The sequence below is a fragment of the Seonamhaeicola sp. ML3 genome (assembly GCF_023273855.1).
Classification (GTDB): Bacteria; Bacteroidota; Bacteroidia; order Flavobacteriales; family Flavobacteriaceae; genus Seonamhaeicola.
The window spans coordinates 362,935-376,623 of record NZ_CP096884.1 but is presented as its reverse complement, the minus strand read 5'-3'; the positions used below and the strand labels follow the sequence as shown (position 1 = coordinate 376,623).

The 13,689-nt window shown below is 34.0% G+C and carries 17 protein-coding genes and 1 tRNA gene; 9 read left to right on the top strand and 9 right to left on the bottom strand.

All coding sequences use genetic code 11. The features are described from left to right. Positions 1-46: 46 nt before the first annotated feature. Positions 47-916, top strand: a complete 870-nt coding sequence (locus M0214_RS01755; protein WP_248723761.1) for a DUF4846 domain-containing protein — start codon at positions 47-49, stop codon at positions 914-916. A 2-nt stretch (positions 917-918) separates the two neighbouring features. Here M0214_RS01755 and M0214_RS01750 read toward each other — a convergent pair whose 3' ends face one another. After that, positions 919-2,358: a DASS family sodium-coupled anion symporter gene (locus tag M0214_RS01750; protein WP_248723760.1), complete on the bottom strand. Its 1,440-nt coding sequence runs from the start codon at positions 2,356-2,358 to the stop codon at positions 919-921. Between the two features lie 76 nt (positions 2,359-2,434). Here M0214_RS01750 and M0214_RS01745 point away from each other — a divergent pair, with 76 nt between their 5' ends. Further along, positions 2,435-2,812, top strand: a complete 378-nt coding sequence (locus M0214_RS01745; RefSeq protein ID WP_248723759.1) for a Na(+)-translocating NADH-quinone reductase subunit F — start codon at positions 2,435-2,437, stop codon at positions 2,810-2,812. Between the two features lie 151 nt (positions 2,813-2,963). Next, positions 2,964-3,866, top strand: coding sequence for an FAD:protein FMN transferase (locus M0214_RS01740; protein ID WP_248723758.1), 903 nt, complete (start codon positions 2,964-2,966; stop codon positions 3,864-3,866). Positions 3,867-3,875: 9 nt separating this feature from the next. Here the strand turns inward: M0214_RS01740 and M0214_RS01735 are convergent, their stop codons facing one another. The 5 genes from M0214_RS01735 to gpmI form a co-directional block, all read right to left on the bottom strand. After that, positions 3,876-4,241 carry a DUF423 domain-containing protein gene (locus M0214_RS01735; protein WP_248723757.1) on the bottom strand — a complete coding sequence of 122 codons (366 nt, stop codon included), beginning with the start codon at positions 4,239-4,241 and terminating at the stop codon, positions 3,876-3,878. A 2-nt stretch (positions 4,242-4,243) separates the two neighbouring features. Next, positions 4,244-5,011: a class I SAM-dependent methyltransferase gene (locus M0214_RS01730; RefSeq protein ID WP_248723756.1), complete on the bottom strand. Its 768-nt coding sequence runs from the start codon at positions 5,009-5,011 to the stop codon at positions 4,244-4,246. A 5-nt stretch (positions 5,012-5,016) separates the two neighbouring features. Next, entirely contained in the window at positions 5,017-5,835 is an 819-nt protein-coding gene (gene map / locus M0214_RS01725; RefSeq protein WP_248723755.1) for a type I methionyl aminopeptidase, read from the bottom strand. 86 nt (positions 5,836-5,921) lie between these two features. Then, positions 5,922-6,326, bottom strand: coding sequence for a BT0820 family HAD-type phosphatase (locus M0214_RS01720; protein ID WP_248723754.1), 405 nt, complete (start codon positions 6,324-6,326; stop codon positions 5,922-5,924). 119 nt (positions 6,327-6,445) lie between these two features. After that, complete coding sequence (gene gpmI, locus M0214_RS01715; protein WP_248723753.1) at positions 6,446-7,963, bottom strand: 2,3-bisphosphoglycerate-independent phosphoglycerate mutase; 1,518 nt, start codon at positions 7,961-7,963, stop codon at positions 6,446-6,448. A 248-nt stretch (positions 7,964-8,211) separates the two neighbouring features. On the opposite strand from gpmI, the gene M0214_RS01710 reads away from it, so the two are divergent. Continuing rightward, positions 8,212-8,613 (top strand): ankyrin repeat domain-containing protein, encoded by a 402-nt coding sequence (locus M0214_RS01710; RefSeq protein ID WP_248723752.1) that lies wholly within the window; start codon positions 8,212-8,214, stop codon positions 8,611-8,613. A 67-nt stretch (positions 8,614-8,680) separates the two neighbouring features. Here the strand turns inward: M0214_RS01710 and M0214_RS01705 are convergent, their stop codons facing one another. Together M0214_RS01705 and M0214_RS01700 are read right to left on the bottom strand one after the other, a co-directional pair. Then, on the bottom strand, positions 8,681-9,451 hold the full coding sequence (locus tag M0214_RS01705; protein WP_248723751.1) for a M48 family metalloprotease: 771 nt from the start codon (positions 9,449-9,451) through the stop codon (positions 8,681-8,683). Positions 9,452-9,533: 82 nt separating this feature from the next. Continuing rightward, complete coding sequence (locus tag M0214_RS01700) at positions 9,534-9,974, bottom strand: GNAT family N-acetyltransferase (protein WP_248723750.1); 441 nt, start codon at positions 9,972-9,974, stop codon at positions 9,534-9,536. Between the two features lie 52 nt (positions 9,975-10,026). Between M0214_RS01700 and M0214_RS01695 the strand changes: the two genes are divergently transcribed. Together M0214_RS01695 and M0214_RS01690 are read left to right on the top strand one after the other, a co-directional pair. Further along, positions 10,027-10,461 (top strand): GNAT family N-acetyltransferase, encoded by a 435-nt coding sequence (locus M0214_RS01695; protein WP_248723749.1) that lies wholly within the window; start codon positions 10,027-10,029, stop codon positions 10,459-10,461. Between the two features lie 43 nt (positions 10,462-10,504). Further along, positions 10,505-10,577: transfer RNA gene (locus M0214_RS01690), tRNA-Gly, on the top strand. A 42-nt stretch (positions 10,578-10,619) separates the two neighbouring features. Here the strand turns inward: M0214_RS01690 and pepE are convergent. Continuing rightward, positions 10,620-11,327, bottom strand: a complete 708-nt coding sequence (gene pepE / locus M0214_RS01685; RefSeq protein WP_248723748.1) for a dipeptidase PepE — start codon at positions 11,325-11,327, stop codon at positions 10,620-10,622. Positions 11,328-11,455: 128 nt separating this feature from the next. On the opposite strand from pepE, the gene M0214_RS01680 reads away from it, so the two are divergent. The 3 genes from M0214_RS01680 to M0214_RS01670 are packed head-to-tail and all read left to right on the top strand — an operon-like array spanning position 11,456 to position 13,601. Further along, positions 11,456-12,259 carry a carboxypeptidase-like regulatory domain-containing protein gene (locus tag M0214_RS01680; protein ID WP_248723747.1) on the top strand — a complete coding sequence of 268 codons (804 nt, stop codon included), beginning with the start codon at positions 11,456-11,458 and terminating at the stop codon, positions 12,257-12,259. After that, positions 12,246-13,040 carry a carboxypeptidase-like regulatory domain-containing protein gene (locus M0214_RS01675; RefSeq protein WP_248723746.1) on the top strand — a complete coding sequence of 265 codons (795 nt, stop codon included), beginning with the start codon at positions 12,246-12,248 and terminating at the stop codon, positions 13,038-13,040. The genes M0214_RS01680 and M0214_RS01675 overlap by 14 nt, the downstream gene beginning before the upstream one ends. Positions 13,041-13,097: 57 nt before the next feature. After that, positions 13,098-13,601, top strand: a complete 504-nt coding sequence (locus M0214_RS01670) for a DUF6702 family protein (protein ID WP_248723745.1) — start codon at positions 13,098-13,100, stop codon at positions 13,599-13,601. The last annotated feature ends 88 nt before the right edge of the window (positions 13,602-13,689 follow it).

Genomic DNA, 13,689 nt, shown 5'->3' with positions numbered 1-13,689 from the left:
TTACCCTTGTAGTATACCAAGGGGATTAGTCTTACGTTAGCACAACATGCGTAAATTAGTTTTCACTTTATCAATTTTAGCGTTTTTAGTCCTAGTAGCTTACCAATTTAAACCAGTGAGATTTAGTGCTATTTCTATAGTTTCATCCATACGACCAGTTGATTTAATCAATAAAGATGGTTTAACGATCAAAAGTAGGGTAAGTGTTCCAGAGAATTTTAAACGGGTTGAATATACCAAGGGTTCATTTCAGGAATACCTCAGGAATTATAAATTGAAAGCCTTTGGTTCTAAAATCATAAATTATGATGGTTCAGAATATTATTGGCAAATGGGACATATTGGTATTTTGGATATTCCTGTTCCCAAGAACGGATTACAGCAATGTGCCGATGCCTTAATTAGAGTAAGAAGTGAATACCTATGGGATAACAATAGAAAGGATGATATCGGATTTAACTTTACAAGTGGGCACTATTGCTCATGGAATAAATATGCAGAGGGATACAGACCAAAAATTAAAGGGAATAAGGTGAGTTTTCATAAAACTGCAAAGGCTAATCATTCAAAATCTAACTTTTATAAATACCTGAATTTGATTTATACCTATTCCGGAACTTTATCTCTTTATCACGAGTTGCCTAAGATAAATGATGTTAAAAACCTAAAAACAGGAGACATGTTAATTATAGGTGGTACACCAGGTCATATCGTAATGATTTGTGATGAAATTATAAACTCAAGAGGCGAAAAACTATATCTCTTATTCCAAGGAAATACACCTGCACAGAGTGTTCATTTAGTTAAAAATCTTGAAAATAATGATATATCTCCATGGTATCACTTAGAAAAAGATAAAGTTATTCCTGTGTCTAACTACATTTTCCATAATTCTAAATTTGTAAGGTTTAAATAGTTTTAAAATATAAGTGGCACAAAAAATTTAAAAACTAGAATCAGTAAAACAACTGCAATGAGGTTTAAAATAATACCCACTCTAGCCATGTCTTTTACTTTAATAAAACTACTAGCAAATACAATAGCATTAGGCGGTGTTGCCATAGGGAGCATAAAAGCACAACTGCTTGCCATAGTTACAGGGATTAATAAATAAAGTACGGGTATTTCTAAGCCTATTGCAATTCCAGCAACAACTGGTGCTAAAACGGCTACTAGGGCCACATTGCTCATAAGTTCGGTCATAAATAACATTAAAAAGATTAGTAGAGAAGCCATTAGCAAAATACTAATGTTACTATTTGCTAAAGTATTTGCAATAGCATCTACAATCCCAGTAGAAGACATGCCTTTCGCTAGAGCCAATCCGCCTCCGAACAGTATTAGAATGCCCCAAGCCAGATTTTTAGTGTCTTTCCATACCAGTATGAAATCTCCGTTTTTAAAATTAAAAGGCACGGTAAAAAGAGCCAGGGCTCCAAAAATACTAATCATGGTGTCAGATAAATCTAAACTAGGAATGATAGAGTTTATAAGTGATCTAAAAATCCACAAACAAATGGTTATACCAAATATAATAAGGACATGCTTTTCCCTTGCTGTAATTTTTCCTAAGGCTTTAAGTTCATTATTTATAATGTTTTCTGAAGCTCTAAATTGTAACCCTGTGTTAGGGAACAACCATTTAACAATTACTAAATAAATGATGCTAACAAGAGTAATTGAAAACGGAAGACCCAACAACATCCAGTTTAAAAAGGATATTTCTATGTTGTATTCGTTTTCTAAAAGACCTATTAAAACCGAATTTGGTGGCGTACCAATAATAGTAGCTATACCACCTGCATTGGCTGAAAAAGCTATACCAAGCATAACGCTTAAAGCAAAGTTTTGATCTTGTTTTGTAAAACCATCTTCGTCATTTATTAATAGCTGGATTACTGATAATGCTATAGGTAGCATAACAACAGTACTAGCGGTATTGCTTATCCACATACTCATAAACGCTGTGGCGATCATAAAACCTAAGATGACCTTATTGGGGCTGCTGCCTGTTTTCTTTATAATAGTTAATGCTATTCTTTTGTGCAGGTTTACCTTTTCTAAAGCTAATGCCAAAACAAAACCACCAAAGAACAAAAACACAATAGGGCTACCGTAATTTGCTCCAACATCTGTCATGGGCATTATCTTGCATAGTGGAAATAATAAAAGCGGAAGAAGTGCCGTAACTGAAATTGCTACAGCTTCTGTAATCCACCAGCACACCATCCAAAAAGCAATAGAAAGGACCAAGTCCCCTTTTTCAGAAATAATTTCAAAAGGGATTATTTTAAAAAGAATGAAAACTATAGGGCCAAGGCACAATCCTACTTTTTTAGTAAAAGTATATTCATTCATTTTAAAAAATTTGAAGTATAAAAATAAACATTTTTAGATACCTTAAAATGCCTAATTTAAATGTTATTTTTGCAATATGAGTAAACCACTTACACCTCAAGAACTTCATAATTTAGCAATGAACCATGTTGGTAAAGATTTAGAGAAACGTGGTTTTGAGTTTATTGCTATAAACAGCAAACTAAAAAAGCATCCCCAGTTTGTTTGTATGGACAAGCATAAGCAATATTATTTTGTAATTGTTAAGGCGGTTATCTTACCAGATAATCCCAATAATTACGATGTGGTTTGGATGGAATCCTTTAAAAAACATGCTAGAGATAATGATGCGAAAGTACTTTATGCAGGGGTTGGTTTAGGTAATCCAAATGGTGAAAAGGAGCATATTTATCTAAACGAAGATTACTTACTAGAATACAATGGTATACAAGTTTTAGATACTCATTTGAATTAATCTTTATTGTATTGTGATAATGGAACTTTTACAAATACTTTTAAATCAGTTTCAAATTAAGGTGAAGCGCTTGAGCTCCGCCAGAATTTTTATGATATTCCTTTTGTTTTGTTGTTTTATGTCTTGCACCAATGAAGAAAAAAACACAAAATTGTCTGGCACTGTATTCGGAACATCCTATTCTGTTATTTATGATTCAGATGAAAATTATCAAAAGGCATTTGAAAATTTATTTGAAGTCTTAAATGGGTCTTTGTCAACTTATCAGATAGATTCTGATATTTCAAAGCTTAATAGAAATGAGCTCGTGAAAATAGATGAACATTTTATTAAGGTTTTTGATGCCTCAAAAAAAATATTTGAACTTACCAATGGTGCTTTTGATCCAACAATTGGTAATATCGTTAATGCTTGGCAATTTGGTGCTCAAGACATTATCCAAGAACTGGATAGTCTAAAAATAGATAGTTTAATGCAGTTTGTTGGATTTGATAAAACAAGGAGGATTAACACAAGTATTGAAAAAGACCATCCCAATATTTATATGGAGTTTAACGCTATTGCAAAAGGCTATGGTGTTGATGTGATTGGTGAGTTTCTGGAAGGGAAAAACATTAAAAATTATCTTGTTGAAATTGGAGGGGAGATTAGAGTGAGAGGTATTAATACTGAAAAGCAAAAGGCTTGGACAGTTGGTGTTGAAAGACCACATTTTGATGGGACACAATCGGTTTTTAAGGCTATACCATTAAAAGATGCTGCTATGGCTACATCTGGCACCTATAGAAAGTTCAAGGTTGATGAAAACGGTAATAAGTATTCTCATATCATTGATACAAAAACTGGTTATCCCAGCAAAACTAACCTGCTAAGTATAACAGTAATATCTGATGATTGTATGACAGCCGATGCCTATGCAACTGCTTTTAAGGCCATGGGTATTGAAAAAATTAAATCGTTTTTAAAACACCACCCAGAGTTAAAAGTGTTCTTGATTTTTGAAAATGAGGATAATGCTTTCGAGACCTTATCTTTAAACGGATTTCCTGATTAGGGCTTTGATTTAAAAGGTTTTAAATAGAAGAAGTATCCAGCCCATAACAAAAAGCAAGCCTCCCAATGGAGTTATTGGACCCAAAAATTTTAGCTTTTTATTCTTTGCACTAGACAATACTAACCCATAAATACTAAAGGAAAAGCATATAATACCTAACGTAAAGCACCAATATATGCTAGTGGAACTGTATTCAGGATTTAACCCAAGAGCTAATAATACAAGGGCATGATACATTTGATATTTTACACCCGTTTCAAAACTTTTTTGTTCCTCTACAGATAATATTTTTTTTAATGCATGGGCACCAAAAGCCCCAAAAATAACAGCTAAAGCTCCAAATATCGCGGCAGTCATTATAAATTGCTGAATCATAATCAAGATTTAAAAACTACGGGAATAATTTCCCCTTTTGCTAAGCAATACTTTTTATTTTCTTCTTCGCTTAAGGTAGCGGTATAATCTACTTCCTTAACTGTAAATCCAATATTTCTAAGCTTGTCGAAATAGTCGCGTCCGTAGATACGAACGTGGTCATATTGTCCAAAAATTTTAGCGCGCTCTTTACGGTCTATAATACTATCATCTTCGAAAGTAATTTGACGGTTCAAATCCTGTGGTATTTGAAAAATTCCCATGCCACCAGTTTTCATAACACGATACATTTCTTCCATGGCTTTTGTGTCATCAGGGATATGCTCTAGAACATGATTGCAAAAAATGATATCAAAAGAATTGTCCTCAAAAGGCAAGCTGCATATATCTGCTTTCACATCTGCTAGAGGAGAATTTAGATCAGTTGTAACATAATCTAAATTACGCATCTTCTTAAATCTTTTATGAAATGCTTGTTCGGGAGCGAAGTGTAAAACTCTATGGTTGCCAGTGAAAAAATTGGTTTCGTTTTTTAAATATAGCCATAATAACCTGTGCCGTTCCAGCGAAAGCGTAGATGGGGATAAAACATTGTTACGCTGATGACCATATCCATAAGGTAAAAAAGATTTGAAGCTTTTACCATCTATAGGGTCTGTAAATTTGTTTCCCTTTAGGTAGAATATTAAAATAGGCCTAACCATGTAACTCAACCTTATTAATATTGGCCTTGGTACAAGGTTTAGAACAAGTTTGAAGAGTTTTTTCATTATTGTTAAAGCACCAATGTCTCTTGACGGAATTCGGCTTCTTCATCGCTTTTTATACCTAAAGCATCGTAAATGTATGCAAAGGTTGATAGCAATTCGGGTTTTCCATCTACTAAAGCTACATCGTGTTCGAAATGAGCACTAGGCTTTTTATCTTGAGTAGTTATGGTCCAGCCGTCTCTGTGTTGCTTGATTCGGTGAGTTCCCATATTGATCATGGGTTCAATAGCCACAACCATGCCTTCAATAAATTTCTTTCCTTTGCCCCGTCTTCCATAGTTTGGCATTTCTGGATCTTCGTGCATTTTTCTGCCTAATCCATGGCCTACAAGTTCTCTCACTACGCCATAACCATGAGCTTCACAATACTGCTGAATAGCATAGCCTACATCACCAACACGATTATTTAGCTTAAACTCTCTTATTCCTACGTAAAGAGACTCTTTTGTTATTTTTAGTAGTTTTTCGACTTCGGGTTCTATATCCCCAACTGCGAATGTGTACGCATGGTCACCATAAAATCCATTTTTTAACGCTCCACAATCTATAGAAATAATATCCCCTTCTTTTAGCGGTGTACCATTTGGAATGCCATGAACGACCTGTTCATTGGGACTCATACAAAGCGTATTTGGGAAATCATATAATCCTAAAAAACCGGGTTCGGCGCCACAATCTCTTATATGTTCTTCAGCAATTTTATCTAATTGTAACGTGGTTACGCCTGGCTTGATTTCTTTTGCTAAAACCCCAAGCGTTTTTGATACGATAAGGGCGCTTTCGCGCATTAATTCTATTTCCTCTCGGTTTTTTACTTCTATCATGTTAAAAAATAATGGCAAAGATACTAAATACTCCTAAAGTATATTTTCAAAAGCTTTATGAGACTATAGTTATATGAAAAAAGGTTTTATTTAAATAAGCCAAAAAAGCCTTTAGATTTTTTTGGTTTTGGAGCTTCGGAATTCGTGAGGTCTTGGTAGATTTCACCCCAACCTGGAAAGCCACCAAAATTTCTATCATCAATAAATAGGTCTGCGTTAATTTTTCTGCTGGCATCGTAAAGGTAATGCTCTTCTGGAAAACTGTTGTTTACTGCATAAAAATTAATGCCATTTTTTTTACAAAACTCAACGGCTTCATTAAGTCTTATGCCGTGCCTATAAGTCCATAAAATTAATCGATGTCCATCGTCCTGTAGTTTTTTTAGAGTTTCGAAGGCAAACATTTGGGGTTTACCAATCTTTGGGTAAGCATCTTCTACTATAGTGCCATCAAAATCTACGGCTATTGTAAGTGTGTTGCTAAAATTCATGTTATGATAGATTCGAATACACAAAAATACATTATTTTTCTGATGTAACTTGTCTAAATACCATACAACTAAAAACCCCGCTAAAAGCGGGGTTTTCAAATTTAATTCTCTTATAAATATTAAACCAAAGCGTGTTGAGTCATAGCTTCTGGCTGTTCAACTCCCATAAGTTTTAAAATAGTTGGTGCCATATCACCAAGTATACCATCTTTGATGGCATTAAGTTCTTTGTCTATTAGGATTACAGGAACTGGATTAGTTGTATGCGCCGTGTTTGGAGAACCATCTGGATTGATCATAGTTTCGCAGTTACCATGATCGGCAATTAAAAGAGTTGTGTAGTTGTGCTCAAGAGCTGTTGTGATTACTTCGTTGACACATTGATCTACTGCCTCACATGCTTTTATTGCTGCATCCATAACACCAGTATGGCCAACCATATCACCGTTAGCAAAATTTAGACATACAAAATCTACTTCACCTTTTTGAAGTTCAGGAACTAAAGCATCTTTAAGTTCAAAAGCACTCATTTCTGGTTTTAAGTCGTAGGTAGCCACCTTTGGTGAGTTCCTTAAGATGCGTTGCTCCCCTTTAAAAGGCTCTTCACGACCTCCAGAAAAGAAAAATGTAACATGAGGATACTTTTCTGTTTCTGCTATTCTTATCTGTGTTTTGTTGTTCTTTTCTAAAACTTCACCTAGAGTTTCGTTTAAGTTTTCTTTATTGAATATTACATTAACGTTTTTGTAAGTGTCATTGTAATTTGTCAGGGTTACATAGTGTAACTTCAGTTTCTTCATGTTGTGTTCAGGGAAATCTACCTGAGATAGCGCCTCGGTTAATTCGCGACCTCTGTCTGTTCTGAAATTGAAGAATATAATGACATCATCTTCTTTTATTTTTCCTATGGCTTCGTTGTTATCGTTAACAGAAACGATAGGTTTTATAAATTCATCGGTAATATCATTCGCATAATTAGCTTCTATAGCATCTACAATATTGGTTGAGTTTTCACCTTTACCGTTCACAAGAGCATCATAAACAAATTTAATGCGTTCCCATCGCTTGTCTCTATCCATAGCATAGTAACGACCAGAAATACTTGCTATTTCTGTGTTTGTTCCTTCGATGTGATTTTGTAATTGCTTAACAAAGCCCGCACCGGATTTTGGGTCGACATCTCTACCATCGGTAAATCCATGAACATAAGAATTTTTAACACCAAAGTCATTAGCAGCATCTATTAAACCTAATAAGTGGTTTATATGTGAATGTACACCACCATTACTTAGTAAGCCCAAAAAATGAACATCTTTATTGTTTTCTTTTGCATATGTAAAAGCATCTACAAGTACTTTTTCGTTGTTTAGGGTTTTATTCTCTACCGCCAGATTAACTTTAACTAGATCTTGATATACAATTCTACCAGCTCCTAAGTTCATGTGACCTACTTCACTATTTCCCATTTGCCCTTCAGGTAGGCCGACATGAAGGCCGTCTGTTCTTAAAGTGGCGTGAGGATATTTAGTATATAGTGAATCTATGAAAGAAGTATTGGCATGATCTATTGCCGACACCTTTGGGTCGGGAGAATTTCCCCAACCATCTAGTATCATTAAGATAACTTTTTTGTTCATTTTTGTTAAATTTTAAAACTAGGCAAAGATACTGAAGTTTCGTAAAATACGAAGTTTAAAATCTCTGAAAAACCTTTATTTTTCTAGGTTTTCGAAAAATATAGCAAGAAAACGTTTTCGTTAATGATTTGTGAAACAAACGTTAAAAATGTGTTATTAATAGTGAAGACTGTAACAATCTAAAAAAAATGTCGTCTCTTTAGTATATCAAAAAGCGAATCATTTAATCAAACTTAAAATCTTTCATCATGAAAAAAACAATCATTACTTCAGTACTAGCTTTGTGTGTTGCATTAGTTTCTGTTAACACAACATCTGCCACTTCAACTATTAAGAATAGTTCTTCAGAATATTTCTTTAAGGTAAATTCATTTTGTGTTTCTATAGCAAAAGGAGACATAGATACTGTAAAGAAACTAATAGAACGAGGAGCCGATGTTAATGAACGATCTAATGGAATGACACCAGCAATGTATGCAGCAAAATTTAACAGAACCGAAATTTTAAAGCTCTTAATTGATAATGGAGCTAACTTAAAATTAAGATGTTCAAACAAAAGCTTTACAGCGGTTAAGTATGCCGAACTTCATGGGGCAGATGAAGCTGCTGCAATGATCAAAGCAAATCTTAAGAAGAAAAAGAGAAAATAATTATAATAACTTTTATAAATTATTTTGAGTTAGTCAGTCAAAAAAGCCTCGTTTAACGAGGCTTTTTTTATTGGATGTTTTCATACTTTCTTATTGCTGCTTTTATTTTTTCTATCCGGTTATCAGGGTCAGGATGAGTACTTTGAAATTCTGGAACTCTGTTGGGGCCTGCTGCTTTTTTTAGAATTTGCATTACGCCAATCATCTCTTTGGGGTTGTAGCCAGCATTGAGCATAAACAGGACCCCTAAATCATCACTTTCTAATTCATCATCTCTACCATTGGTTAATAATTTCTGCTGACCAATGCCGCTTACCAAACCACCCATGTCTGCGCCAACCGAACCTGCCGTAGCCAAACCCTGCCAGTATTCACTTTCAGCAATTCGTTCTGCACTGTGCCTGCCCAGTACATGTCCTATCTCATGGCCAAGTACTCCGGCTAGTTGGTCCTCATTTTCCAATTTGGAAAATAAGGCGTAGGTAATAAATATTTGTCCACCCGGTAGCGCAAATGCATTGATGGTTTTATTATCGTTAAGTAAGTGAAAATCATATTTGTAAGGTGTGTCCTTAGCCATACTGCTGTAAACCAATTTATTTCCAACTTCATCTACAAAAGCTTGGTATTTGTTGTTTGGGTGTAAGCCGCCATGTTGTTGTGCCATTTGGGGCGCACTTTGTAAACCTATGGCAATTTCTTTGTCAGGAGTCATCGATATAGTTTGTACACGACCTGTATAAGGGTTCTTTTCCTGTTGGCTACATCTTTTAAAAACAAAGAAAATAGCTATTGCAGCACCTATTAATAACCTGAATTTTAGATTTCTACCTCTCATCTGTTTATTTTTGTGTAGTTAAAAGCAATAAATTACCATCTTAAATTTATGACACTCTAAAATAATAATTGTCACATCTAAGTTAGATTTTTTTAAACATAACATAGTGTGTTCCAATATCTTCAATCTCAAAAGGGTCTCCTTTAATTTGAAAATTATTTCTACTGTAAAAGTTTACTGCTATTTTTCTGGCGTTACACCATATGGCTTCTATATGTTTAGCTTTTAGGATATCTTCAGCATGATTAATGAGTCTATTACCGAGACCTTTCCCTTGATACGGTTCTAAAATCGCCATACCTCTTAATTGATATTGCCTGTTAAATTTTAAACTAGGATGCTTGTTGTTAAAAAACGAAGCTACACCAACAAGCTTGGTGTTTTTATATAAGCCAAGATGAAAATTATTATCAAGTTCATCTCCATAAAAGATGCAAGATGAAATAGGTTTACCAGGTCGTAAAACGGGGTGTCTTACAGTGTGTGTTTCCTTAGCAGTTATGAACTTAATATGATAATTCATTTTTTCTTGATAATTTCGTCTACCGTAATTAATTTATAGAGTTCTAATCGCTATGGCATTCGTTTTTAAAATTATTGAAAAGAATCGAATAAATGAAGTTATTCCATTAGTGGAAAAACTAAACAATAACAAAATATCGTATGGGGTCTTAAAACAACGGTTTGCAGAAATGGCAAATTTTGATAATTACGAGTGTGCAGTCGTTTACCATAATGATAGGATAATAGGTGTTTCCGGATTATGGTATTGTACAAGGCATTATTCAGGAAGAAGTGTTGAGCCCGATCATGTTTTTATTGAGAAAGACTACCGCGGACAGGGATTAGGAAAACAATTTTTTAGTTGGATTTACGAGCATGCCAAAAGTAAAGGATATGAAGCTGTAGAGCTAAATACCTATGTAGCAAATGCTCCTTCACATAAATTTTATTTTAACGAAGGTTTTAAAATTTTAGGCTTTCATTTTTTAAAAAATCTAACAAAATAGTTGGAGATAAATAAATAGATTTTATATTTGCAAGCGCAAAAAGGCGGGAGTAGCTCAGTTGGTAGAGCGTCAGCCTTCCAAGCTGAATGTCGCCAGTTCGAACCTGGTCTCCCGCTCAAAAGGCCTCACTTTAAGTGAGGTCTTTTTTTTGTGTAAATTTATTTTATGGAGCTAAGGTTGGTCTCAGTATCAATTTCATAGGGTGTTTTGTTAGCTTCAAAAATTCGGGCCGATAAGTTTCCTTTTAAGAGTATCGATTCGCCTTTTATATATAACCAACTACCTTCCCTTAAACCAACAACGGGTTGTGAATTAAATTTATGAAATTCATTTATTCTAGTTTCTCGTGTTTCACCCATATGTTTGGAATTAGGGTCTGGATCCAAATAATGCGGGTTTATGTTAAACGGAACTAGTTTTAAGGCACCAAAACTTGGCGGATAAACTATGGGCATATCGTTGGTAGTCTTTATATCCAAGCCACAAATATTGCTTCCGGCACTAGTGCCCAAATAAGGTGTGCCATTCTGCACAGATGCCCTTAAAGTCTCAATTAAGTTGTATTTGTATAGTATATTGGTTAAAACAAATGTATTGCCACCTCCAGTAAAAATACCCTTAGCTTTTTTTATGGCTTCTACGGGGTTTTTAGTAGAGTGAATACCAATTACATTTTTTTTGATTTTCGCAAATGCTTTTTCAGCTTTTTTTGTGTAATCATCATGACTTAAACCACTTGGTCTGGCATAAGGAATAAATAAAATTTCTTCCGTATCTTTAAAAAAAGTAGCTAATTCCAGTAATAAATACTCAAGGTATTCGCCTCCGTGGATTGTAGATGTACTTGCAAGAATGATGTTTCTCATGATTAACGATGACATTTAAATTCAAGAATGTTGTTAAAATTAGTGAAACAGTCTTTTTAACAAAAGTTTATAATGAGTTTTAATTTGGATTAAAAAAGTAAACCCGAAATTTATAGAAAATTCGTTTTATGAGAAAAGTTGTATTTGTTTTCTGTTTAATTATGATGCCTTTATTGAGTGTTGCTCAAACTACCGAAAGGATAAAAGTACAAGGGAAAATATACGCCGATGCCAATGATGTGGAAGGCATTACAGTTTACAATGCGTCATCAAATGAAGGGACTATTACTAACGATAAAGGAGAGTTTAGCATTGCGGTTGCTGTTAATGATATTGTCCAGATTTCTGCTATTCAATTTGAAGCACTGTCCATTACTGTTCCCGAAGATGTTGTAGATTCAAAACAATTAGGCATTCATTTAGTAGAGCAAATACATAAATTAGATGCTGTTCTATTGCGCTCTGGACTAACGGGGAATGTAGATGCTGATATAAAAAATGTAGCTAACATAAAACCCCTTATTCTAGATATGGGGAACATGAATACCAACTATGAATACTTTGATGATAAAATATTTGATGCTCAGGCGGTTCAAAATGATTTGAAGTCCAGAATTAGTAAAGGGGAATTGTATAACGGTTTTGATGTTAAAAAAATAGGTAAGCTCATTTTTGGTAAAAAAGACAAATCGTACAAGCTACCCGATTACCTTGAAATTGAACACCCCATTGAGTTGACCGATGTCTACTCGCATGAATACATAAGCGAAATGTTTGATATTCCTTTAGCAGAAGTAGACGCTTTTGTGGCTTATGTAGATAATCAAGATTTAGATCGCGAACTTTTAAAAAAGGGCAATGAGATTAAATGCTTACAGTTCCTTTTCGAAAAAAGCGAGCAGTTTCTAAAAAAACAGGATGCTAAAAACTAATTTAGTTTTTGCATTTTTCTTCATATTTGGAATTTCTTTCGCTCAAGAGGTTGAAATTTCCGGAAAGGTTATAAGTAAAACCGATGTTGAAAATATTCATGTTATAAACAAAACAGCACAAGTATTTACCATAACAAATATTAACGGCGAGTTTAAGATCAATGCCGAGGTGCACGATACGCTTCAATTTTCTTCGATTCAATTTGGAGTTAAAGATATTATAGTGACTAAAGGTACTATATTGTCCAAAACCATGATAGTGCCCCTAGATGAGCAAACAAATGAACTTGAAGAAGTTCTTGTTGGTAAGGTCTTAACAGGTAATTTATTATCCGATATCGAAAATGCAGATACCAATACACCCATTAATTTTTACGATGTGGGTATTCCTGGTTATAAAGGAAAAATTGCTACACAAAGTGAAAGGCGGTTAGCTCAAGCAGGAGAATTTAAACCAAAAATGTTAATAGGTATGATTTTGGGAGGAGCTTCTCTTGATCCTATAATAAATGGATTAACAGGTAGAACCAAAATGTTAAAAGAACGGGTAGAAATTGAAAACAGGCAGAACTTAATCCGTAAAATTAGATCAAAACATTCCAAAGCACTATTTACTAGTTATGAGTTAAAAGAACAACATAGAAACGAATTCTTCTTTTTTTGTGAAGAAGCATCAGATTTCATGGTTAGATGTAAAGGAAAATCAGATTTTCAGGTCTTTCAATATCTCACAGAAAGATTAAAAGCTTTCAAAAAAATTTTAAAGACAAAAGTCGATTAATCCCCTTTGGAATACTTTTTGAACAATCAAGAATCGTTACATTAGCAAAAAAAATAAATGAAAACTTACAAATCACTAGTTCTTTTATTCTGCATACCGCTGTTTGCTTTTTCGGTGATGCATAAATACTACCTAAGTGTTACACAAGTGGAATATGTTGAGGATAAACAGTCTGTACAAATCATTACCAGAATTTTTTTGGATGATTTCGAAAATTTATTGCAGCAACGCTATAATGAGGCCATTGTTTTAGAGGAACACGAAGAAATGGTGTCGACAAACGAGTATATTGAGCTTTACCTCAAGGGGAAAATTAACATAAAGATTAATGGTGAAGCAGCAGATATTAAATACATAGGTAAGGAATACGATTTAGACCTTTTAAAAGTCTATCTGGAAATCGAGGATGTAGCCTCAATTAATTCCTTTGAAATAAGTAATTCTGTTTTATTTGACTTGTTTGAAGGACAACAAAATATCATAAAAACAAATATTAATTCTAAGAAGAAGAGTTTTATTCTAGTTGCCCAAAAAAATAGAGAGGTGTTAAATTTTAATTAAAAATAAGTTAGACTTTTCTTAAAATCCTTAATTTCGTTCAATTTTTAAAAGATTGTCTGTTTGTTGTTATAATCAGTAAGTCTTTTTG